This is a genomic window from Sporosarcina ureilytica, assembly GCF_001753205.1.
GTDB classification, from domain to species: domain Bacteria; phylum Bacillota; class Bacilli; order Bacillales_A; family Planococcaceae; genus Sporosarcina; species Sporosarcina ureilytica.
Genome location: NZ_CP017560.1, coordinates 1452964 through 1478034 on the forward strand (window position 1 = coordinate 1452964; position 25071 = coordinate 1478034).

Consider the following 25071-nt stretch of genomic DNA (forward strand, 5'->3'; position numbering starts at 1 on the left):
GCATCGCATAAAAGGTATTACGGAGAAGGACAGAGAAAATCTTATTGTTGATATTGCCCGATTTAATTACCTTTAGAAAATATTGTAGAAATTAACTTTAAACATTTCTTATTCTGCTTCATCTAGCGTCCTTTTTTAGTTGAAGATGAAAGTGAAGTTTATTCCACAATCGCGACCGCTTCTAAACCTATCGTATAAAAGTACTAATCACTCACACAATTCAAAAAAAACTGTATCCGTCCCCAAAATTATTTAATTCATTTTGGAGGCGGATTTTTTATTTTCCCCAAAATGTATCCTTTTTCAAATGAACGGTCTATATAAAAGATGACAAGCACGATTCGTCTATGCAAAAAACGTCATGCATGGCGAGAAACGCTTGATAGAAATGTTTTTGAAAAAGGAAGGGGATCACTATGAAATTATTATTGAATGAATCACCACTACAGGTGCTACCATCATTGGCGACCAAAATTGGGTTAAATGAGGCGATATTTTTACAACAATTACATTTTAGATTGCTCATCTCGAAGAAAGTGCGGGATGGGCATATTTGGCATTATAAAACTTACGATGAATGGCATGTAGAAGAATTTCCATTTTGGTCGACCACCACGATCAAAAGAATTATCCGCAAGCTAGAAAATGAAGGGTACATCATTTCGACATCCTCGTATAATCGCATGGTGAATGATAAGACGAAATGGTATCGGATTGACTATTCGAAAATTGAACTTTTGGCAGACCAAAATGACCAAACGCGTGGTCCACAATGCACCCTTAAGAAAGGTCAATGTGACTCGTCTAGTGAGGCCAAGTTGGACCTACCTATAACCAAAGAGAATAAAAGAATTAAAAAAGATACTGTCGGGAAGCATCCCGACGTCGTGTCGATTATTAATTATTTGAATGAAAAAACCGGTAAGCATTTTAAAGCTTCTTCGAAAGCGACAGAGCGATACGTAAATGCCCGGTTACGTGAAGGGTACGAACTTGATGATTTCAAAAATGTCATTGACTACAAAGTAACAGAATGGCTGCACAATGCGCATTGGAATAAATATTTACGCCCGTCCACATTGTTCAATGCAACAAATTTTGAGAATTACTTGGAGGAGTACAGAGGGGCAACTGAAAAAAGAAATCCACCGGTACACACTGTAGCACAACCATTTGAACTAGATTTCAGTAAGGGGGAAGTGTAAATGACGAAGCGTAGTGAACAAATTGAGAAAAGCGTATTAGGCACAATGTTGAACGAGAACTATTTAATTACTGACAGTGGGATCAAGGTGGATTTCTTCGTCAGTCAAATTCACAAACACATTTTTCAGTGCATGCAAGAATTAATCGAGAATCGACGTCCAGTAGACTATGTAACAATCCTAACAATGATGGAGCCTTCAGCCCTTGGTGGTGCAAATTACTTGGCAGACCTCACAAGTTTTACGAATCCAACAAAATTTGATAGCTATGTTGAAGTGATGCTAGAATCGTGGAAAAATCGTGAGAAAAACAAAATCCTTGTACAGGCGAGAGAAGAAGACTGGGAAATCGGGACGATCCAAAAAGCTTTTGAGGATCTAGAACAAGAAGGAAGTGCAGGACTCGAAACGAGTATTAAAACGGATTTAGTGCGCATGGCTGAAAGGCCTTACGAACCGATGGAACATGTGCCGGGTGTGACAACGGGGTTATGTGACTTAGATAAAATACTCGACGGATTCCAACCAGCAGAACTTATTATCATTGCCGCAAGACCTTCGATGGGAAAGACAGACACATTAAATCATTTCGCACTGCATGCCGGGTTAAACGGTTATAAGCCCATTATCTTTTCACTAGAAATGAGTAAGAAATCAATGATCGACAGACTTATCGCCACGACAGGTGGGTATAACCGGCTTCGTATGCGCGATCCCTATCAACATTTCTCCGAGGAGCAAAAGTCGACCTGGATGCCCGTACTCGGTCGATTGGACACAGCCAATATCCATATCGATGAACGAGCCGGGCTGAAAGTATCACAAATGAAAGCGGCAGCAAGAAAAATCATTAATACTGAACCACAATTGAAACCTATTATTTTCATAGATTACTTACAAATTATCCAAGGTGATCTCCCATATGGCAACCGGACTGAAATCGTCGGACAAATTAGCAGTGACTTGAAGCAAATGGCAAAAGAATTTGACTGTCCGGTTGTTTGTCTTTCACAGCTAAACCGTGGTGTTGAAACACGAGATAATAAAAGGCCGATGATGAGCGACTTACGCGACTCCGGAAATATAGAACAAGATGCAGATGTCATTGGGTTTTTATACCGAGATGACTACTACGACAAAGACACAGAAAAACCGAATCTATTAGAAATTAATATTGCAAAACACCGTAACGGACCGACTGGAACGGCGACCGTGCGATATGTAAAAGAAACAGGCATGCTGAACAATATGAATTGGCATGCAGAAAGGATGGCGTAAAATGGCGACAGTAAAAGAAGTACTCGATTTAGCAATTGAAGTGGAATTAATTGGCCTCGCACACCGGGTTTTCTGGGCAATTTCAAAAGGGTTAGTAACTCTAAACGACCCTTCGGAAAGATTAGATACGATTGACTATGACGAAAAAGTCATTGAGGATATAGTGGAGCGGAATTTTCTACAAATCGGGAAAATTAAACTATATATTATCGAAACCCATCACCCAGACATCTATGCATTTTACTACTGTGAAAACGCCTTGGAAGCTCATTCACTCCATCAGGAAATGTTTCGAGAAGTACCTAAACGTTTAACGAATGGGTCTCATTTAATGACAAAAATCTTTCATTTCAATGAAAGAGGAGCATCACAAATCTTATATTTCCAGCGTAAACAAGTTGTTTCGTATCCGTATTATTTGGGGCATGCGCGAGCGGGGGAGCGGTGGTTGTATCGGGTGGGGAATGGTGTGGGATGATTTACAATAGGTGCCCATGCAAGAAGCTAGTCAGACAATATAGCAAAGTTGAATAACCTATCAGGAGAATACCGAACATATCCGAATACGATTAGCTTCCTTTAGTCGATTTCTTCAAAAGGTTAAATTGTCATAAACCAACCTTATTTCATTAGCTTTCGTGTCAAACAGACCTGGCTCTAGAATAAACGAGTTCCTTCTATTATATAGTCCTAATAATAGAACTGGCACTGTAGGAAAATATTGCCGTTGAAAGTGACGCTTCTATATTATAAAATACTAATACAAGCTGCATTGTTCGTACCAACATTAAGTTTTAACCTTTAAGCTGTAAAAGGGAGTTTTATCATCGAAACTGGAATGGCAAGCCTCGTTCTTTTTATAAACAACGGGGACAGACAGGAAAGTTTCTGCGAACACCCACTTTAAGGAGTGGTGGTTTAAAACTTTCTAAAGACGGTACGGCAAAGGCGGCTCCTACCTATTGAATAATAAATACTATAAATATGCATCCTCCGAATCGGATTTTGATTGGGGGATGTTTTTTTGTCGTACTTTAAAAAGTAGTGGGATACCGAATACACGATTCCCCATTATGCTAATTCCTGTAACTCCACCATCAATAATCGAATTCGGAATAAGAACCGCATCAAGCGCATATCCAGCAAGTGCAGCCCCGATAATAATTAAAGCAAACTGTCGAATGGCATCGCCGACTTTTTTCCCTTCCAATAAAAACAGCCCCTTTTTAAATGAGTCACAATCCATTTCTTAAAATATTACGTCAAACATCTTTGACTGAAAGTAAATTTATTAGGGATACAGGGTGTCACAATTCATTTTACCCAGTTATCATAATTTGAAGCTTTTTTACGGGAATATGAGTGATAGGTATCTATCATAAGTACCGATCATTACAGAAATTGTAAGGAACGAAAGAGGCGCAATGTGAAGTGTGGTAAAATGTCAATGTGTGAAAATTCCTGCATCTGAATGGTTCTTTTCTTTGAATTATTAGCTATTCTTCTAATTTAGAGAGAGAAAGAGAATAAACACCCGGAACTGATTAAATAGAGAGCGAGATACGAGAAGACACAATAGAAAACTAAGTAGCGATTTAAATACAACGATAAAGCTTGTCTGGCTATGGAATATAACTTTCAAGGGAGTCACAGAAAATAGGGCTAAAATGAAAGGAAGAGGAAATTGTTTTTAATAGATAGAGAGAAAAACGAAGCGACATCAATTCAGAAGAAAACATTTCAAGAGTTACAGTTCACCGAACGTCAACACTTACAAGAATGGATCCGCAAGAACACGGATATTTTAGGTGAAAGTCTGCTAATTATTCAAAAAGAATTTAGCGGTTTTGATGATACGCGTGAAAGATTAGATTTACTTGCGCTTGATGAAGAAGGAAACTTGGTTATTATTGAAAATAAATTGGATGACAGTGGTAGAGATGTTGTTTGGCAATCGTTGAAATATGCTTCTTATTGCTCGAGTTTAACGAAAAATGATGTAAGAGAAATATTCCAAAGTTACTTAGATGAGCAGACTGAGGGTGGAATAGCTGAAACGATTTTATGTGAGTTTTTTCAAGTAGAAAATTTTAGTGAAGTTATACTCAATCATGATGATCAACGAATTATTATGGTCGCAGCGAACTTTCGAAAAGAAGTGACATCAACTGCACTATGGTTACTGGAACATAATATTAAAATTAAATGTATTAAAGTCACACCGTATGAGCTAGATGGAAATATCTTTTTAGATACGGAACAAATTATTCCAATTACAGATGCTGAAGAGTATTTGATTAAGATTGCAAATAAGAAACAAGAAGAAAGTAAAACGAAAGAACAAAACCAGACAAGATTTAATATACGAACAGAATTTCGGAAAGAGCTTTTGCAGGAAATGAACCAACAATCCGATCTATTTCAAAATGTTGGACCAACAAAAGATGGTTGGCTCAGTTGTGGGAGTGGGTATAGCGGAATTTCATATATGTTCGTCGTGACAGGCAGTTACGCAAGGGTAGAACTTTGGATTATTGGTCGGACTCAAAGTGAAAACAAGAGGATTTTTGACGACTTATTTGAATATAAAAATGAAATCGAAGAAAAGTTTGGTGAGCAATTAGATTGGCAAAGGCTAGATGAAGGAAAGGGAAGCCGTGTTGCTTATTCATTAACAGATGTAAATGTCTATAACCGTGAGGATTGGGAGAAAATCATAAAGTTTTTAACATCGTCTATGATTAAATTTGAGCAGTCAATTAAAGATGCATTGCGGGAAGTGATGAGGAGATAATTGAATCCTTACAAAGTGTAAGTGTATTAAACGTCGTGGCATGACGGAGCAATATTTAGTCATAATAAACAGGTAGATAAGAGATAAGAGATAAGAGATAAGAGGTTAGTGGTTGATACCAGCTTTGGATTTTTGAGGAATCCGGGGCTGTTTTTTTGGAGAAAGGGAATTCAGTTTATGAGGCTATCTCCCTTTACACGTGTACATTATGTGACGGTATAACTTTTTTGAAAATGTTTAAAGCTGAACGCGTGCGTTTGAAACTATCGTTCACTTAATTTTTGATGAGTGCCTATGCCCCAGACTTATGGGGCAAGGCCATTGAAGTTCTACTTAAGGATACATTTTCTTATGAAGATAGAATAGCTGAAGATTAAGAACGTAGACTATGGATATGGTAGAATGGGGCTATGTTAAAGATGTCATGTATTTTTGATGCTGTTTGAATAATTAACTGTCCATTTTTAAATGTCTTTACCGCTAACCTAAAAGTATGTTTAGGTCGCATTGGACTAAATCATGAAAGGTGGGGTAATTGATGATTATATATGAATCCACAAAGGAAGAGTTTGTTGGGGATGTTATAAATGAAGTCTTAATAGAAAGACTATATAATTCTTATCAAGAAAAAATTGGACGTACATCTAAAGCGGAAATTCGTTCATGGGAAAATTCGTTACAAAAGATGTCGAATGTTATGCAGGATGATGATATTCCTAAAGATGCTGCGGTAGCAATAGAGTTTAACATTCCAAATACATCGAAACGAGTGGACTTTATTGTTGCAGGTAACGATGGTAAGCAGGATCATGTTGTAATTGTTGAACTCAAGCAGTGGGAAACAGTTGAGAAGATAACTTCACGTGATGCGCTCGTTAAAACATATTTAGGTGGCGGTATTCGTGAAACAACTCACCCTTCTTACCAAGCATGGTCTTATGCTGCGCTAATTGAAGACTTTAATGTGAACGTTCAAGAACAGGAAATTAAGTTGAAGCCGTGCGCTTATCTACATAACTATCGTAAAACTGAAGAGGATCCTTTAACTGATGTACATTATCAAGAGCATTTGGATAAAGCACCGATTTTCGCTAAAGGTGAGATTCAAAAGCTACGTGCATTTATTAAAAAGTATATTCAAGTAGGCGATCAAAATAATTTAATCTATCAAATTGAAAATGGTAGAATACGTCCCTCAAAATCCTTACAAGATGCTTTGAACAATATGTTAAAAGGCAATGAAGAATTTATCATGATAGATGATCAAAAAGTATTTTATGAAGATGCATTTCACTTAGCGCTAGAAGCCACTAGGAATGATCAAAAGAAAGTAATGATAGTTGAAGGTGGACCTGGAACAGGAAAGTCTGTTTTAGCAATTAACCTACTCGTAAATTTGATTAACCAAGAATTAGTTGCGATGTATGTGACAAGAAATGCAGCCCCACGAAATGTTTATTCTACAAAGTTAAAAGGTGATTTTACCAAATCTCATATTGATAATTTATTCAAAGGGTCGGGTAGTTTTACGAATGTAGATGAAAATGAATTCGATATATTAATTGTTGATGAAGCCCATCGGTTGAATGAAAAATCGGGTATGTTCCGCAACATGGGAGAAAATCAGGTTAAGGAATTAATAAAAGGTGCTAATTTCACTATTTTTTTCATTGATGAGAACCAAAAAGTGACATTGAATGATGTCGGCAGTGTAGATTTAATAAAAAAATATGCGAATGAGTTTGATGCAGAAGTTATTTCTTATGAGCTGACTTCACAATTTCGTTGTGATGGTTCTGATGGGTATATAGCTTGGTTAGATGATGTTCTTAGAATTAGAGATACTGCAAATATGCATGAATTAGGCATGGAATATGATGTGCGTTTATTTGATGACCCGAATATTATGCTCGCTGAAATTGAAAAGTTAAATGTAAGAAATAATAAATCTAGGATAATGGCGGGCTATTGTTGGGATTGGCCTACGAAAAATCGTAAAGATGTAAATCATCATGACATTACGATTCCCGAACATGATTTTGGAGTGAGTTGGAATATTGAAAATACCTGGGCTATCGAAAATTCCTCTGTTAGAGAAGCGGGATGTATTCATACTGCACAAGGGTTGGAATTCGATTATGTCGGCGTTATCATTGGAGATGATTTACGCTATGAAGATGGAAAAGTGATGACAGATTATACTAAACGAGCAAGGACAGACCAATCATTAAGAGGGATTAAGAAACTTGCGAAAGAAAATCCGGAGAAAGCTGAAGCCTTGGCGGATCCTATTATAAGAAATACTTATAGAACGCTGATGACACGAGGCCAGAAGGGATGCTTCATATACTGTACCGATCCTGGATTACAAGCGTATATAAAAGAACGGTTAGAAAAGGTTAGTTTATATAAGAAGAAAAGAGAAGAATTGTTGTATTTAGTGGACGAGAGGGAAGGTTATGGTGCGGATGTTGATGGTGAAGATTAATGAAACTAAAACGGTTAATAAACCTTTTATTTATTCTAGAAGTAGAATTAGTGATCGACACTCTCATATCTAGTTTCTCTTGTTTCAAATGAAGATTAAATAGTAGGAATTAAGCATTAACAATATTATGGCTAGCAAATAATTTCAAGAGAGGTGTAAGCATGTCAAAAAAACTGTATGAAATATTATTAGACATTAATGTTAGTTTAGCTGAACTAACTGTGGAAATTGAAAAGCTGATTTATGTTTCTCCAAGGGCGGCAATGCAGACAATTAGAACAATGGCTGAAACATTAGCAAGACATATCTCAGAAATTGAGAAAATTGAAAGCGATGAGCTTAGCTTTTCAGATTTACAAATGAAGTTAAATAGAGAAGGTATTTTAACACCTACTGTAGATCAGGCATTTCAGTTCGTTAGAAGAAATGGAAATGTCGCGAGCCATGATGCAACACGGAAAATATTAATCCGAGAAGCACTTTTTTGTTGGGAGTACCAGCATTTAATTTTGACATGGTATATTGAGACCTACGCTTCACCAAATCTTACTGTGCCTACTTACATAGAGCCTCTTCCATCGAAAACGGACTATGAAAGCGAAGAGATTATTCTTCATATTCAAGGTTTAATCAATCGTTTAGAACAAAATTCGAAAGGCAAAAAGAAAATAAACTTGTCTCCTAAAACGGTAAGAGAAATTTATTATAAAGACCAATCAGTTGAAGTGCCTCATTTTCTACGAGACGCATTCCTATTGCCACAACGTTTTCCTAAATCAACCACTTTTTTAATCCGGTTAAATGGGGAGCAGCAGGCACGGCTAATGAGTGAATTGCCTTATCAAATAGATGGTCTACATAAATTTGTGAAACGATTTAATGAATCGAATGATGCACGATTTTTCGAGGAGCTATGCCAATTCATTCAAGAAGAGAAGGAACGAAAAGAGTTAAAGGAAAATTATAGTGGTGAAACTTTGTTGTTTTATAAAGCAGAACATGTGATTCTAACTGAAAAACTTGCAAACGTGGAATTAACAAAAGAAAATTTTGTAGGCCAAACAAGTTTGTTGAGAGCGTTGCACGAGCAAGGCTTTGAAAGAGTTTCAGATTTGCCAAAAGAACTAGTGCTGCTTGGAAAGTATCCAAATGTAGGGGAAGTGGCGTTAGCAAACTTGTTCAATCAATTGAAAATGAAAAGCTTGGAGTTTTCTGAGGTTGAATTTGTATGAAGTTCGAATAGGAGATAAAAGGATTGGGGATGCCCAATCCTTTTTGTACTTTACGACACCAAATCATAAAGCTGAATCGTATTCCTCTGTAACTTTTGGTAAGTAACTGAGAGAGGGCCCCTTGTAATTTTGAATCATCCTTGGGTAAGTCATTTGTTCTGTCAACCTTTCTTTGAATAACCAAGGTCCATCAATTTCTGCCATTATTCACCAATGCCTTTCTTCATATATAGTAATCTGTAAAAAAGTGACTTATCCACCATTATTTGTACTAGGTTTGGGACTTAATCTTAGAGGGGTGTAAAGAAAAATAGTCGTTAATATGTTAAAGTGGGACTATATCACGTATTGGAGGAACACCTTACGAAGAAAACATGTGAAACTTATAAAATGTTATCCTTAGGTTACCACTCCCTAAACTTGAGATTGGTTTGGTTGTTGGGGTAGAGCAAAGTAAGCTGATATCATTAAATTCATATAAAATATGTAATTATCGTATATAAATAGACAGGGAAGCACCCTTCTATTATTGGAAACATAGCTATAAAACGATTTTTAAAAATGGCTAGTGCTATCGGAATTAGCGCTTATTACTAATAAATGAGGAGAACGAATATGAATAAGAAAGTTTGGCATCCATTATTAGATTTTCTTGAAATGGATGCAGGTGAAGAATCAGGCGTATCTGAGTGGATAGATTCAGGGGAAACGGATTTATTAACAATGGATGTAGCGGTTCAATTGCAGGGAGCATTTTTAGCAATATCTAAATATCGCATGAGGAATTTAGCAATGTTACACCAAAAGCCACGGATAGCAGACTCTTCCTTCCAACATAACAATTTATACCATGCATGGTTAAATATACATAAAATGTTTCATTGTTCTAAAGAAGAGTTAAGTGATGCATTAAAATTAAATGGTTTTTTTGAAGATATATTCACACTCCCTTTAACAAAACAACGTAAGGCAGAATTTGTGGAAACTTACGAACGCTTTTTACAAGCAGTATTTGAACTAGAGACACAGCAGGAACAAACAGAATCAGTGGGAAAAACAGAACCTGAAGAAAGCATTCGACTTAAGCAAGAAGTGGAGCAAGAAACTGTTGCATCATTGGAGACTACTGTTCTAGTCGAAGAATCATCAAGTTTCCAATCACCAAAAACATTTATTGAACAATTAACTGTACTTCAGACTTCTTCTATTGAGTCTGTCGTACACGCAGATGTATTTACAAATTTTCAACATTATATGCACGTTGAACGACCAATTCAAAAGCAGTTTATTGCTGCATTAGAAACTGCTGAAGCATCTTCAGAAGCGAATCTAATTATGTTGTGCGGTAGTGTCGGGGACGGGAAAAGTCACTTAATCTCTTATGTCCAAGAAGCATTCCCTAAGTTATTAAATAGTGATTCGTGTTTTATTCATAATGACTCAACCGAATCGTATAACTATTCAGAGGATGAGCTAGAAACGCTAGAAAGAGTCCTCGCTCCATTTGAAGAGGGAGCATTAGCGCCTAAAACGACAGTCATCGCAATTAACCTTGGTGTCCTTCACAACTTTTATATGAAACACGAACATACAGGGAATTTTGAAAAGGTCCTTAGGGTCATTAAGAAATCTGAAGTATTTACGACACAACAAGACTATTATTACGAGGAAAATGATCATGCTACTTTGCTAAACTTTGCTGGGGTACAACCTTATGAGCTATCAGTTGAAGGAATCCAGTCCAGTTTTTTCAATGACATTATTGAAAGAGTTTCACGACCATCAAATGAAAACCCATTTTATCGTTTATGGGAAAAAGAATGGAATGCGGGTGAACGAACAGCTGCTCATATAAACTATCACTTATTACAAGATGAGAAAATGCGCCATGCGCTTGTGAAAGTATTAGTTGAAGCAATGATAAAGAGAAAGCTCTTTTTATCAACACGTGCCTTGTACAATCTACTTTACGATGTGTTAGTCCCGTTAGACAATAAGCATACAGTTCAACCTGAGCAACTATTGCCGTATTTATTGTTTGAAAGACCTGATCGCTCAGACTTATTGCATGCATTGCATGAGTTAGATCCGATAAAGCGAAGAGATGAGCGATTTGATGAACGGTTAAGTGAATATATGTTAACTTCAGAACCTATCGCGATGATCAAGCAATATTTAACGGATGATGAATCGTATTTAAAACTTTGGGAATCAGAAGATTATATGGATGAAAGCTATTTAAAGTTATTTCTCCGTCATTACTATTTATTGAATCACGATCACTTAAACGAACGTTACCACCAATTTTTAACATACCTCTATCATTATTATATTGGTGAAGGTGGGGTAATCGGAGACTTTTTCGACTATCTAGATCAAGTAGTTAGAAGTTGGATTGGTTCACCAATCGACGGTTATTTATATATTCAACCGCTATCAAAAAATGAGTATTCTGTGGCAGTACCGTTTAAAGGGGAGCAAGATATAGGCGAGCAGTATGGACAGTTCCACAATGAAGATACGCTCAGTAGGTTTATGCCAGAACTAACAGTAGGGTATAACGTGGAAGATACCCCTGTATTAATATCATTAGACTATACTTTATTTGAACTAATCATTCATGTTGCTGAAGGACTTAGACCTGGTCAGCAAGACTACAATGAAGCAATTCAATTTATGGAGTTTTATAAAGAGTTGATTCGACAAACTGATCAAACGAATGACTTAATTATTGTACATCGCGAAACAAATCATATAATGCGGATTAAGAAACCGCGTTTTGCTCGCGGAGGAAAAACGTATGAGGTGGAGACAGTAAAATGACAAGTTATACTATCCAAAGCGACCGCGTAAATCGATTAATGGGCGTAGACATAGAAAAGAAGAAATATAGTAATGGGCGTCGCGGAAGAGTACATTTACTCCCTTTTCCTACAAGAAATGATCGTACAGAATTTGAAAATGGCTTCATGCCAGTAGTTGCAGGGGCAATGCGTAAGTTATATGGCGAAGAAATTGAGATAGAAGGCCATGCTACTCGGACAGAAGATGTATTACAAAGCATCCAATTTAGAGAAGAAACAACAGAGCGAAGGTTCGAAAATTACTTAGAGAAGGAATTGCAAAATATTTCCAGCGGACAAATACAGGATTTGTCTCAATTGAAATTTATCCCATTGTCTTCAGAGGAGAGGGCTAGGAAAGGAGAACTCGATTTAGCTCATTTTGTACATGATACGTTTTTAGCGCCTTATGCTGAAGAATTTATAGAAAAACTAAATGAATTAGAACCACAAAATATTTTGCTTAATTTACTTTCTACTGAAACGGAACAACCTACAAAAGGTGTTGATAGATTATATGGCAATCACTTACCACGTATCGCCCGGCAATTTAGGGAAGACTTTTTACTTTTGTTAAAACATCCAAGTTTTTGCATGCAGTATATTGACTTGTTATTCGTACATTATACATACATTGTCATCACACAATTAGTCTTGCAAGTAAGTCGATTTGAACAATTCAACGAGGAGAATTGGATAGATTTATATTTCTTCTATCAAGAAGAGAAAGCAGCACGTTGGAGAGATGGCTATAAGTGGGGATATCGTCGCGTTCAAACAGAGATGGCTAATTTCTTTGCCCACGAGCACTTACTGAATATCGTTAGTGAAGTAAGTTTTACAGATGAGCGTAATCTTCTTTACCATGATATTGCACAGAATTTAAAAGGTGAAGAAGCGGAAGCTCAATATATTGAATCCGTAAATAGCTGGATGAAAGAAGTTTATATCCCTTTACGTGAAGTGTCACGTAATTATCAAGAACCTTCAACCGTAACAGGTTTATATCAAGAGATGTTTGAACAAATAAAACCAAATATCTCTAATGAAATTAACAGTCGATATCCTAAAGGACTCGATGAATTATTCAACAAATACTTCTATAAGCACGGAGGATCGCTTGGTAAGTTAAATAGTTTGAACCAAAGGCAAGTACTCTTGCTTGTTGCGATATCTGTTGGAGAGAGTCGTTTAGAGTTAAATAGATTATGGGATGAACTGGAAATCCGTGGTGTTTACTTAGACCACAAGACTCGTGAAGTGATTGTCGAGTTATTAGACGGGTTAAATTATATTGAAAAGAAGAGTGATAGTGGAGATGCTCAATATGTCAAACCAATTTTATGAATATATTGCGGAACAATTAGTTGCTTTCTTTCAGCAACAATCTAGCAATCAAAAAATAGGGCGGTATTATTTACAATTGCCGTCAATTGAAACATCTGAAGTTTTGTTTGAAGCTTTTAAAAGTGAAGAAGCTTCATCAGCATTCTTTTACCAACATGAAAAAGGGAACGAACGTTATGAAACAATCGCTTTAACTTATCAAGGGTATAAGTTTGTCATCGCGATTGTAAATGAATCAATCACAAGTTCATTTTTAGTTACGTTACGTAACGCAATGAGTTTACAACAAGGTGACTGGAAAAATGCTTCACTTATTTTATTAACTTCTAATCTGCAAGATTCCATAAAGGATGGAAGTATTAACCTAACTCACGAGGGTATGCCTTTACATGTTGAACAGTTTATTGGCAGTTTAGAAAAAATGATTGAACAGCAAGTGAAAAATCCAATGAGTCGTAGAATTATTAAGCACTTTTTAGAGAGCAGGGAACGTGAATATGCACTTGAGAACACGACGTTTCTAGATTTTGAAGAAGTGTTAAATATCGCGAATAAAGAAGAGATAACGACAGAAGATTATCGTGAATTACATTACTTTCCTGACGATGAATTACGTCAGCTATTAAGTGAGCAAGAAACGCTCCCAGTAAAATCGAGAGCATGGAATCAGAAAGAGAAAGAAATTCAACAGAGGCTCAATAAAAACACGGAACTCCATCACGATATAGAACAAACACGTGAACAAGGAAGTGCGCGTGAAGAACTCGAAGCTCGTTTTGGTGCAGGACGAAGAGACCTGGAGCCTAAGAATGATCCCGATAAAGATATGTGGTATGAAACCGATTTAACGAAAATTTTAAATTGGGAAGAAGACATTAAAAATACAACGAAAATCGAATTATTAAGTGATGACATTAAATGTATGAATAAGCATATTGAGTTGTGGAAGCGCCCGAACGCAACGACAGCAGCAGGGTTACGAACATGGCATCTTATCGCTTTTTTATCTCCAGAAGAGGAAGCGCAAGAAATAGAAGTCCGTATCCCATTTAGTCAACGTTTGAAAAAAGAACATATTTTATCACGTGCTCAATCTTATACGAATACATCCGGTAAGAATCTTGTGATAACTGTGAAAGTAGAAGAAGGGGCAGACTTTTATCGGAGCGTTTATAGGCATGAAGGAAAAACACCCTATACGTTTAACTTGCTGGTCTTGAAGTCAACATCTGAACCGTTCGAATCCATCCGTCATCACTATAAAATTCAAACCGGACAGAGGGCAAATTATGCAATTGAACTTCAAATGGACCACCAATATTTCCAACTAGGTACCGGAACAGAAAGAGAAGTTGCAATCAAAGAAAATGAACAAGTAATCGTGAGTGACTTAGACGAAAAACTTAAATTAGAAATACAATCGAGCGCAAGTACAGATGATCATTCGGTGAAATGTTTTATTCAAACACCGTCATTTACAGTACCTATAGTCGTTAAAGACGAAGCCCTACGCATCCTTCCGAAGACAGCTCATCAAATTTGGGTAGAGAAGTTTGAAAAGCAACAGTCGATAGAACTAATAGAGGATGATAGTAAAGCGATTATTCAAGACTATTTATACACGACACATAAAGATGAACGTGAGTATTTTAAGTTGGAAGAGCGTTGGGCTAAGGAAAAGTGGGCGTATGGTAAATATCAAGACTCAAATTTAGAAGCGATAGCCTTAGCTATACCAGATAGACTAAGAGAAGCCTATCATGCTTATTTAGAAGCTGTCGTAGAACAAGGTACAATTCATTCTTTTACTTTCTATGATGAAGCTTTGCGAGAGAAAGCAGAAATGTATGTAGAAGCATTTTTAACAGAAATAGAAAATATTGAAGTAGACTCTATTTTACAAGATGAAGTGCGTAATTTAATGAAGTTAGGCCGTATTGATATTAACGATGAACTAATCTATACAAGTTATTCACCGCTAAATGTCGCTTATCAACTAGAGCTACAAAAGACAATGAACGGAGAAGATATTGATAGAAATACAATTGAACGTATGCAAAACTCACATTTTGCACCACTGATTGTAGAAGAAGGGATCACGTATAAACCAGTAGTACATGATCGTATGTCTGAATGGACAATCTATCGTCCTAGTGATGAAGTGAATGTGGGTGAGTCTAATTTATACTTAGCACAACTAGTACAAGAGAAAATTGAGCAGTTCTATGAATACTACCCATACTTATTTACAATAAGTGGTAAAACTCCGTTACGAATCAGCATTGTAAATATTCCTGATGATCGTGAGATTGTTAAGGGACTTCTTAATATGTTTTTGAAAGAAGTTAAGAAAGGAAAAGAACTACACGCTCTCCGACCAATTGAAATTTCAGCATATACGAGGGGACATCATGTAAGTCATTTTGAGGTGTTCCAACAAATGGAAAACTATGAGGAAGTTGAACATTATTTCCAAGGACTATCGTTTAACAATAAGTATGAAATACCTCGGGATGTATTTTATCAGTTACAACGTTTAATTCGTTATTCCGTTCATTCAATAGAAGATCGGATTGAATATGCACATTTATCATTTTATAAGATGGATGGAAAATCAGAAGTTGTACAACAAAAAACACAAGATTTACCAGATAGTCTAGCTTTAAATGGTCTATTGACTTCTCCTACTTCGCAATTAACAGAAGAAGGTGGATATCGAATTGGATTTGGAACAGGCGGACATCAAGTAAATAAAGAAAACTTACTTGAAAAAAGTATCCTAAAATGGAACGAGTATGTTGCAAATATGATGACGAACGGCTTAAATCCTTACAATAAAGATATTGCATTATCAACACGTGTCCATGCCTTAAATGAGCAGTTGCTGGAAGATTTATATAAACAAACAAATTGGGTTACCTTTATTAATCCAGAAGTTGATTTACTTTATTTCACAGAAAGACGCGATGATTTAATCATTGTTCATTATAGTGATCAACTTAGCTCATCTCATGCGTACGATGCGATTACAGTCACAAACAAATCAACTCAATACGTGCAAGTAATAAAGCAGTTTTTAGAAAGTCGCGAGATTAAAACCACACAAAAGGAAATAGAAGAAACAATCAAAGCATTTAATGTGTTTAATGGTGAATGGTTACTACGTGCTATTCAAAACAAATCTCATGATCAGCGCGAAAAGATGAGTGTTTTGTCTGCTGTCAAGCTCTCGCTCAAGTATTTTAAAGAAAAGGCGCCAGAGGTTACTTGGATACCTATCTCTATGGAAGAAATTGTTCGCGTTTCGAATGCAATTCAATTAAATAAAAAAGATGGGTTATTCTCTGGTAAGACTATTGGTCGGAGTGGAAACTGTAGTGACGACTTACTAATGATGGGCTTTAAAGTGGATGAAGAGGGGCAATTGATTCTTTATCTTTACCCGATTGAAGTGAAAATCGGGCATAATCAATCAGGTGTCATTGATAAAGGGATTAGCCAAGTAAAAGAACTGAATCGTCGTCTGAAAGAAGTATTAACTGAATCTACATTTGATGCACAGTTTATGCGCCACTTTTTCGCTCAGCGAATGATAACGGTCGCTCAAAAAATGGAACAACAGCAGTTTTGGGGTGACCAAGTTTGGGTAACAGAACAGATTTCGCATCGTTTATTAAATGGCGATTTTACAGTTGCGATTAATGGTTTACCTTCGTTTGGAGAAGGTGCAATCTTCTCATTTAAAAAAGAAGAAGTTAGCGAAAATAGTACACGCATAGAGAACGTTTTAGTCCTCGCTTATCCAGAGCAAATGGGCTATGAATGGTTAACGAAGTCGATGGATGAAGTCATGAAGTCCGATATGACAATTGAGTTGGTAGTAGAAAACACTAAGAAACCTGAAGAGTATTCACCGGCTCCTTCTGTCGAGAACGATCAAGAAGTAGATGAATTAGAGCAACCAAAACCTTCTGTCATGAGTGACCAAGACACAGACGAAAGTGAAGAGGATGATAAGACTCAAGAAGCGGGAGATGATACAGCTCCTACACCACCCTTAGTAGAAAATCGTGAGGATAATATTTCACGACCGTTAATTGGATACACACAATTCGATTTGGCCCGATATTGGGAATTTGGACATAAAGAATTACCAAATCGCCATCTCTTAATCGGTGGACGAAGTGGGCAAGGGAAGACTTACTTTATTCAATCACTCCTAATGGGTTTAAGCTCAGGAAATCAGCCTTCACTAGTTATCGACTATTCTAGTAGCTATACAAAGACTCAACTTGAAGAAGACTTTGTGGCACATTTAGGAGACAGATTGGTCGAGCATAGTGTATATCTAGACAAAATTCCAATCAATCCATTTACAAGAAGAACCCGTATTGTTTCAGGAAAAGAAGAGCTTGAACCGATTGTTGAGACAGCTGGGCGCGTAAAGGAAGTTTTTGCGTCTGTTTATCGAACATTAGGACCTCAACAAGAAATGACGTTATATCGTGCGATTAAAAGTGGAATTGAAAATCATGGAAGTCAAATGACAATGAGCTTGCTTGAAGAAGAATTGTATAACTTAGAAGGCGTATCCAAAACGGTTGTCGGTTCAATACTATCACGGCTCATTCAATTTATTCATTTAGATCCATTTGATTATTCGTCGGAGCATAAATGGGACGATTACTTCCAAGATGATGGTCAAGTGACAATTATTCAATTAGATGGCTATTCACAGATCGAGATAAAGAAATTATTAACGGAATTCGTATTATGGGACTTATGGTATTATCGTTTGAGTAAAACTGAAGAAAACCCTATGGCAATTGTTTTAGACGAAGCACAAAACTTAGCATTTGGGGGAGGTTCTCCGGCAAATTTAATTTTACGTGAGGGTAGAAAGTTTGGTTGGTCCGCATGGTTTGCTACACAGACTTTCACAAATTTCTCACCTGAAGAATTGTCAACATTGCAAGGTGCGGCAACGAAAGTATTTTTCAATCCTGCCGAAAGTGAAGTTACCAGCATTTCTCGCAATTTAGGCGGAGACTATCAAGAGGCTTTACGTAAATTAGTCAAAGGTCAATGTTTAGTAACTGGCCAATTTATGGAGGAGAACGGGACTTTAAGTCAGTCACAAGTTTATGTGGTTAGCGTGCCGCCTATGAACGAAAGAAACTAAAGAAGTGTATCCATAAAGCGTACTTGTGTCAAAGATATTCGCGTTTGTTTAGGTAAACTTGAATGTTTTAATTGCCATGATAGGTCGGAACACAGGTGCCTTATACGAAAAAAAACAATAAATAATCTTACCGAACATCCTCCGAATCGTTTTTTCGATTGGGGGATGTTTTTTGTTTACTGTTACGGCTACAAATCGTAAAACTGAATCGTATTCTTAGGTAATTTCCATGCGCTCATTCAAATTGTAGTGAGCGCAGGAATTTTGCCTGTTTTTTATGGCAGATCATTGAGCACAATTGATATAGGTAGAATATACTCACTCAAACTCTCTGCGTATGTCAAATTATTCCGGTTTTCTACCTTTAGTTGCACGTATATGATAAAATGGTAGTATAATTCGCCCCATTTGTAATGTTTTAGTAGACTATAATATTCAGAAGACAAGGAAGGCTTTTTTCAGGGATAAGGGGATATACATCTTACAAGGTATTGACTGAGGTAAATAGGCAGATGTGATTAAATGTTGAACAACAATGAACTGTAGAATTAGAGCCTGGCACCTTTCACTATAGAATTATATTATGTGGATTCAGGAAGGGGAATATGAATTGCGTAATCGAACAAAAAGAGTGCAAAAAGAAATTGAGTCTATAATTGGACTTTTGGTACTTGTAGCTGGATTAGTTGGATGGTACAAGTTCGGGACTTTAAAAGGGGTTGGCATTTCTGTAGGCGTTACATTTGGACTTATAATTATATTTTCTATTTGGAGAAAAGAACGATTCAAGAAACGAGTGCAACAATCCCGCATTACTGAAATCGATCAGATGTCGGGTATAGAATTTGAGAAGTATGTTGGGACGCTTTTTGAATCGCTTGGTTATCGGGCTACATATACACCTACAACTGGTGATTTCGGTGCAGATTTAATACTGAAAAAAGGAAAAGAGATAATTGTTGTTCAGGCTAAACGTTATAAAAGATCTGTTGGGATTGCAGCTGTTCAAGAAGTCATACCAGCAATGAAAATGTATAATGCAAGTGCTGCATGGGTCATTTCGAACAGTTATTATACGAAAGCCGCTATCAAGTTAGCCAAGAGCAATCATGTCCGAATGATTAACCGTGATGAATTAATACAGCTTGGTATTAATTTCAGAAAAAAACAAGCGGGATTAAGTGAGTCTGTACAGACTGTGGAAGCTAGCACCCCTCTACTAAGCAATGTTCAGGAAGTAAAACTTACTAACAAAATAGAAGCATCCATAGCAGCAACCTTGGAATCTGAAGCTGTATCTGCTAATGAACTAGAAGCACATTTAAAAAAATATCGCTTGAAGAAATCAAGGGAATCAGGACTGAAAGCTTTTCATATTTTCACGAACAAAACTCTAGATGAACTTGTAGAAAAGAGGCCAGTAACAATTGATGAACTACGACAAATACGAGGAATGGGCGAGAAAAAGATCGCGGATTTCGGCGCAGAGTTAGTAAAGGTTATTCGGGATTTGAAACTTCAGTGACTACAACGTATCTGTGTTATGAGGAGCGTCTGTTCTTGAAAAGGAGAGGTATCTGAAACAGGGTGGGTATGTCAAGCTAGATAGTGTCGGGTACCTGTTTCATACACTATTAAGTTTATTAACTACGATTGCATAAAGCGAATTACGAAATCTAATCAAACGAATGTTTTATTGGATTTATTTTGTATTTTCACTCCTAAACTTGAATTGTTATAGTTGTGTCTTGCAGGTACCTTTCACTATGATGGCGCCATTAATGGATATCGAAACATTGAAGGAAGAGTGTATTAAAGCTTTGCAGTATTATGATGTTGAGGTTTTGCCTGTAGCCTATAGCTGAACAGGTCAGTGAAGGATAGCGACTAGCATTGCATAGCGGTAATAAATAGAGTACCAGCGTTCTAAAGTAATTAACTAGAATTTGTTGGTGCTTTTTTTGTATGAAAATAAATGTTCTGTATAAGTATTGGGAAAAATGCCTATTAACGCTGATATAATCAACCTCATTTCATAGGCGTATGTAATTGCGACTTAATTTCTGGATATTTTTCACACAGGTACCTTTCATTTTAATCAATTGGCCAACGGGTGTGAAATGTGCTCTCCTTATCTATCGTGACAGTACGGCAATACGTTCGGTCGGGTAGGATGAAAGCGATTAAACAATGTATGAAAGACAGCTTTTAGGCGAACGTGGGAAGTTCCATTTGCAGATACGCTTTCAAAAGAGCAAGGATTTAGTTCTTTATTCGCACCTAGTGACGATGAACTGATTGTCGAAGAACTTAAAGAACGAGTAGAAGAACTTTTGGAACAAGAGCCGGCGGAGGCTTTGGAATATATTGAAAAAAAGTTTGGTAAAACACCTGATGAGAGGAATAGGTATGTCAACAAATTGGGGATACGATAAAATATTTGAGCGATTTAAGGAAAGTCTTCCCCCTGAGTTTAAGGACAAGCCAAATGGTCAACCTGTGCCTGTTGTAACATTTCAAGGAGTGCCTTGTTCAATTTATGGAACACCGCTTGAAAAGGCTTTGGAATCAGTTAGTTTTGATTACAAGGAGGTGAATTTTCCTCGTTTTAACGCTTCTACTCAGAGAAAGTTGAGAGAAAAGAATGGTTTCATTCAAGTTATTTATCCTGGTGAAGCTGTTAGGAAGGGGCAATTCTTACTTGTTCATCACACTGTCGATGGCGAACAAAAACCGATTATTGAAGTAAGTGATGGTGGAAGGGCTGTACTTCGGGCAAGGCAATGGTGCCGGGTTTTGGATTGTGATTTTGATAAAGAGATAGATGAAAGAGTTGTTGTGAGCGAAGAAAAATATAGAGAGTTCTTGCTCAAGTTAAGTGAAAATATTTGTATTTGGGTTTGTGAGCCAATTTCACGAGAACCAAACTTACAAAATTCAACTAGCCTAAAAGTCATTTTAGAAGTGACTTTTAGGCTTTTTTTATCTCCTAGCTAAACAATTTAGTTTTGTCCTACCCCGAAAAATAATAATTCAATATCATTAAAGGCGTGATCAATCATAGGAATTTTGATACCAGGTTCCAACACAATTTCGAATTGTTTTAGAACCTGGCGCCATACACGTTTATTAGTCATACTGGAATGTGACACAGGTACGCAACACAATTTAGTTTTAATAGTTTTAAAGAGGTTAATGAATAATTTTAATATTAAGTAATCTATTGACTGTTGTGTGTTGAATGGTATATTAGCAGTAGAGTGACTATTTAGTTAATAAGGGAGTCACACTGCTACATCGCTGATCTCAATATCATCTAACTCGGAATATGCAGCCACACTTATATCGAGAGATGTCGAAATATTCAAAGGATAGTGGATTGTTTACTTTTGTTTTATAGTCCTGTCATTTAAATAGGATTTAGATTAAGTACTAAGCGAAGCCTAGGATACTACATACTTAGATGTTTCTTTGAAATATTTAAAAAAGCAGATTTGTTCAAATCATATCGAATAACAAACGAGACAAGTGACGATGATTTCCAAGGAATACCTGAAATCGAGTCGTTGATTGTTTGTTTCATATTCTAATCGTTGCATTCTAAGTACATTAAAGTAGGTAAGTGATGAGATATTGAATGTAACCTAGTGTGAATACTAGTTATTATTGGAAAATGTGAAAAATGGTTGAAAGGAGAAAAAGATGGACTATTATTTAAGCCCATTTGGGGAAAATGGAGTGGTCATTGAACTTGGTAATAAAATAGATGAAAAAACACATCGGAAAGTTCAGGAAGTATGTTCAATGCTAGATCAAAATGATGAAAAATGGTTTATAGAACATATTCCAGCTTATACGAATGTAACTTTATTTTATGATGTTTTTAAAGTAAGCAGGATGAACTCGGAGCGTTCTCCGTATCAAACAGTATGTAAATTAATAGATAACATACTGAAAAGTAATAGTCCTGTTAATATAAACAAACAAAAAACTATTGAAATACCAATTTGTTACGGAGGAGAATTTGGTCCGGATATAGAATATGTTGCACAATATAATAGATTAACGATTGAAGAGGTCATCAAAATACATTCGAGTGGGGATTATTTAGTATACTTTATTGGTTTTGCACCAGGATTTCCATACATTGGAGTGGGCTAACCCAAATTCTTGGGACAATATAAAACAACATCAAAGTGTTACACTAGTAAAAAGCGATAACGTCGGGGGTTTTTATATTGAAAAGAAACAGATATTCAAGTGAAGTTAAATGGGCTGTTGTGAAAGATAAATTAAGTGGTAACTTTACAGATAAAGAGATTTTAGAGAGGCATGGAATCAAAAATAGAGCGCAAATTGCAAGCTGGATGAAGTGGTATAAAAACAATGAAACTTATCGCTTTGATCAACCAATCGGCCAACAGTATGCCTATGGTTTTCGTTATGATTTCAAGAATGGACAAGAGAGACAAGATCATCAGCTATCTCAATTGAAAATGGAGAATGAAGTGCTAAAAAAGTATTTAGAGATAAAAAGGGGGTTGGAAAAGAAGAGGTAATTAGAACTGTAGAGGAAATGAAAGGAAAATACACAATTACCTCTATCTTATCGGCATTACAAGTTCCCCGTTCAAACTATTATAGATGGCTTGGCGAAGAGCGTGAGAAATCACTTTCAACCAAAGAAGAGGCAATCATTGAACTGTGCAAGAAAACTAAGTATCGCTATGGACACAGAAAAATTAAAGCTCTGTTAAAGAAAGAATATGGGATTAGATTAAATCGTAATACGGTTCAATCAATCATGCAAAAGCATAATGTACAATGTCGTGTTAAGCCTAAAAGAAAATGGAAGTCACAAGGTGAAACAGTCGTAATCAGACCTAATCTGCTTAATCGTCATTTTACTGCAAGTGCACCAAATGAGAAGTGGGTAACTGATATTACCTATATTCAATATGGTAGTAAAACAAAATATCTCTCCACTATTATGGATTTATATAATAATGAAATTGTAGCCTACAAATTGTACGATCATCAACAGACATCCCTTGTCATCGATACCCTTAAGGGGGCATTAGAAGCCCGCAACAACCCTGAAGGAGTTATCATTCATTGCGATCAAGGTACCGTGTACACATCATACGCATTCCAAGATTATGTAACGGCAAATCATCTGGTATGCAGTATGTCACGGAGAGGGAATTGTTGGGATAACGCAGTTATAGAATCGTTCCACTCAAGCTTGAAATCTGAAGAGTTTCAGTATGTTAAATTCAATTCACTTAGTAATGCAGAAGTCACTAAACGCGTCACTGACTATTTAAATTATTATAATGAAGAACGTATTCAGGAAAAACTAGGCTACCTTTCACCAAGAGAATATTTTGTAGAAGCAGCCTAGCGACTGTTGTTTTATACGTGTCTCAAATCGATATGTCAGTCTAGAGGGATGTCAGAAAAGATAGCAACACCTAGAAAGGATTCACCACCTTTAAATGTTCCTCCCAGAACATTAGGGATTGGCGGTAATCAAACAGGTCTCTATCCAATAGAATCACCTGGTGGATGGCAGTTAATTGGCAGTACCCCTTTGAGATTGTTTCGACCAGAGAATGAAGTTTCTCCAAGTCTGCTACAAGCAGGGGATAAAGTTAAATTTAAATCTATTGATATAAAAGAATATAATTCTCTATTAAATGGTGCATTATGATTACTATATTAGAACCTGGACTACTTACAAGTGTACAAGACTTAGGAAGAAAAGGATATCAAAAGCAAGGGGTGATTGTGAGCGGTGTCATGGATGAGTATGCGCATATTGTAGCCAATTTACTTGTAGGAAATGAAGTAAGTAAACCAACAATTGAAATAACTATCTTGGGACCTTCTATTCAATTTGAAGAGGATTTGCTCATTGCTATATGTGGTGGGGACTTCACTCCTATGATTGGGGATAGGCAAGTTGCGCTATGGCGTCCAGTCTTTGTGAAAAAAGGAAGTTTATTAAAATTCGGGTACTCCAAAAGTGGTTGCCGAGCTTATATTTCCATAGCGGGTGGTTTCGATTTATCAAAAGTGATGGGAAGTAAATCTACTTATCTAAGAGCTGGGATAGGCGGATATAAAGGTAGGCGCTTAATGCATGGCGATCAGATAAAAGTAGAGAAATGTGGCTTCTTATCACAAAAAATAATTGAAGATATAAAAGTGGACAACTTGTCATTTAATGTAACTGATTGGTATGTTAGACCCTATTCAGATACATGCAACAATAATATATCAGTGATTATTGGAAGACAATTTGATTGTTTCACAAAGGAAAGTCAAGATAGTCTGTTTAACCAACCCTTTAAAATATCCGCCGATTCCGACCGAATGGGGTATCGATTAAAGGGCCCAATTCTTAAGGCAAAGAACAAAAGAGATATGATTTCTGAAGCTACCAGTTTTGGTGCAATTCAGGTACCTCCAGGAGGTGATCCTATAGTATTATTAGCAGATCGACAGACTGTAGGAGGTTATCCAATGATTGCACAAATAATAAGAGTCGATTTACCGAAGTTTGCACAATTGAAACCAGGAGAAAAAGTGTGTTTTAATAAGATTTCTTTAGAGGAAGCACAATCTCGATTTTTAGAAAGAGAAATTGGTTTATATCAATTTAAAAAATCAATAGACTTAAAGTATTTATAAGGGGGG

At 36.5% G+C, this 25071-nt stretch carries 16 protein-coding genes, 1 other RNA gene and 1 pseudogene; 17 read left to right on the forward strand and 1 reads right to left on the reverse strand.

The features are described 5' to 3' along the window. The first annotated feature begins 416 nt into the window (after window positions 1-416). From BI350_RS07335 to ssrS, 4 genes are all read left to right on the forward strand, one after another. Window positions 417-1205 carry a conserved phage C-terminal domain-containing protein gene (locus tag BI350_RS07335; RefSeq protein WP_075527501.1) on the forward strand — a complete coding sequence of 263 codons (789 nt, stop codon included), beginning with the start codon at window positions 417-419 and terminating at the stop codon, window positions 1203-1205. Further along, window positions 1206-2483: a replicative DNA helicase gene (locus BI350_RS07340; protein ID WP_075527502.1), complete on the forward strand. Its 1278-nt coding sequence runs from the start codon at window positions 1206-1208 to the stop codon at window positions 2481-2483. 1 nt (window position 2484) lies between these two features. Further along, the gene (locus BI350_RS07345; RefSeq protein WP_075527503.1) at window positions 2485-2961 is read left to right on the forward strand and encodes a hypothetical protein; all 477 of its coding nucleotides are present in this window, start codon (window positions 2485-2487) and stop codon (window positions 2959-2961) included. Between the two features lie 283 nt (window positions 2962-3244). Further along, window positions 3245-3442: non-coding RNA, 6S RNA (ssrS, locus tag BI350_RS07350), on the forward strand. A gap of 17 nt (window positions 3443-3459) precedes the next feature. Here ssrS and BI350_RS07355 read toward each other — a convergent pair. Next, window positions 3460-3693: a YitT family protein gene (locus BI350_RS07355; protein WP_075527504.1), complete on the reverse strand. Its 234-nt coding sequence runs from the start codon at window positions 3691-3693 to the stop codon at window positions 3460-3462. Window positions 3694-4167: 474 nt separating this feature from the next. Here BI350_RS07355 and BI350_RS07360 point away from each other — a divergent pair, with 474 nt between their 5' ends. From BI350_RS07360 to BI350_RS07420, 13 genes and pseudogenes are all read left to right on the forward strand, one after another. Continuing rightward, a complete protein-coding gene (locus BI350_RS07360; protein WP_075527505.1) occupies window positions 4168-5277 on the forward strand; it encodes a DUF4268 domain-containing protein in 1110 nt (369 codons plus the stop codon). A 538-nt stretch (window positions 5278-5815) separates the two neighbouring features. Then, the gene (locus BI350_RS07365; RefSeq protein ID WP_075527506.1) at window positions 5816-7765 is read left to right on the forward strand and encodes a DUF2075 domain-containing protein; all 1950 of its coding nucleotides are present in this window, start codon (window positions 5816-5818) and stop codon (window positions 7763-7765) included. A gap of 161 nt (window positions 7766-7926) precedes the next feature. Next, entirely contained in the window at window positions 7927-8997 is a 1071-nt protein-coding gene (locus tag BI350_RS07370; protein WP_075527507.1) for a DUF4145 domain-containing protein, read from the forward strand. 615 nt (window positions 8998-9612) lie between these two features. Next, complete coding sequence (dptF, locus tag BI350_RS07375) at window positions 9613-11820, forward strand: DNA phosphorothioation-dependent restriction protein DptF (protein WP_075527508.1); 2208 nt, start codon at window positions 9613-9615, stop codon at window positions 11818-11820. Further along, a complete protein-coding gene (dptG, locus tag BI350_RS07380; protein WP_075527509.1) occupies window positions 11817-13187 on the forward strand; it encodes a DNA phosphorothioation-dependent restriction protein DptG in 1371 nt (456 codons plus the stop codon). Before dptF ends, dptG begins: the two co-directional genes overlap by 4 nt. Next, window positions 13168-18369, forward strand: a complete 5202-nt coding sequence (dptH, locus tag BI350_RS07385) for a DNA phosphorothioation-dependent restriction protein DptH (protein WP_075527510.1) — start codon at window positions 13168-13170, stop codon at window positions 18367-18369. The genes dptG and dptH overlap by 20 nt, the downstream gene beginning before the upstream one ends. A gap of 610 nt (window positions 18370-18979) precedes the next feature. After that, on the forward strand, window positions 18980-19894 hold the full coding sequence (locus tag BI350_RS17060) for a restriction endonuclease (RefSeq protein ID WP_075527511.1): 915 nt from the start codon (window positions 18980-18982) through the stop codon (window positions 19892-19894). 884 nt (window positions 19895-20778) lie between these two features. Continuing rightward, window positions 20779-21366: a hypothetical protein gene (locus tag BI350_RS07395; RefSeq protein WP_155767491.1), complete on the forward strand. Its 588-nt coding sequence runs from the start codon at window positions 20779-20781 to the stop codon at window positions 21364-21366. A 705-nt stretch (window positions 21367-22071) separates the two neighbouring features. Beyond that, window positions 22072-22530 (forward strand): 5-oxoprolinase subunit B family protein, encoded by a 459-nt coding sequence (locus BI350_RS07400; protein WP_075527513.1) that lies wholly within the window; start codon window positions 22072-22074, stop codon window positions 22528-22530. Window positions 22531-22607: 77 nt separating this feature from the next. After that, window positions 22608-22928: a transposase gene (locus BI350_RS17400; RefSeq protein WP_075526275.1), complete on the forward strand. Its 321-nt coding sequence runs from the start codon at window positions 22608-22610 to the stop codon at window positions 22926-22928. A 17-nt stretch (window positions 22929-22945) separates the two neighbouring features. Continuing rightward, entirely contained in the window at window positions 22946-23773 is an 828-nt protein-coding gene (locus BI350_RS07410; protein ID WP_075526276.1) for an IS3 family transposase, read from the forward strand. Between the two features lie 45 nt (window positions 23774-23818). Continuing rightward, window positions 23819-24082, forward strand: a pseudogene (locus BI350_RS07415) (carboxyltransferase domain-containing protein); the annotation flags it as partial. After that, on the forward strand, window positions 24079-25065 hold the full coding sequence (locus BI350_RS07420; RefSeq protein WP_075527515.1) for a 5-oxoprolinase subunit C family protein: 987 nt from the start codon (window positions 24079-24081) through the stop codon (window positions 25063-25065). The pseudogene BI350_RS07415 and the gene BI350_RS07420, both read left to right, overlap by 4 nt. Window positions 25066-25071 lie beyond the last annotated feature (6 nt).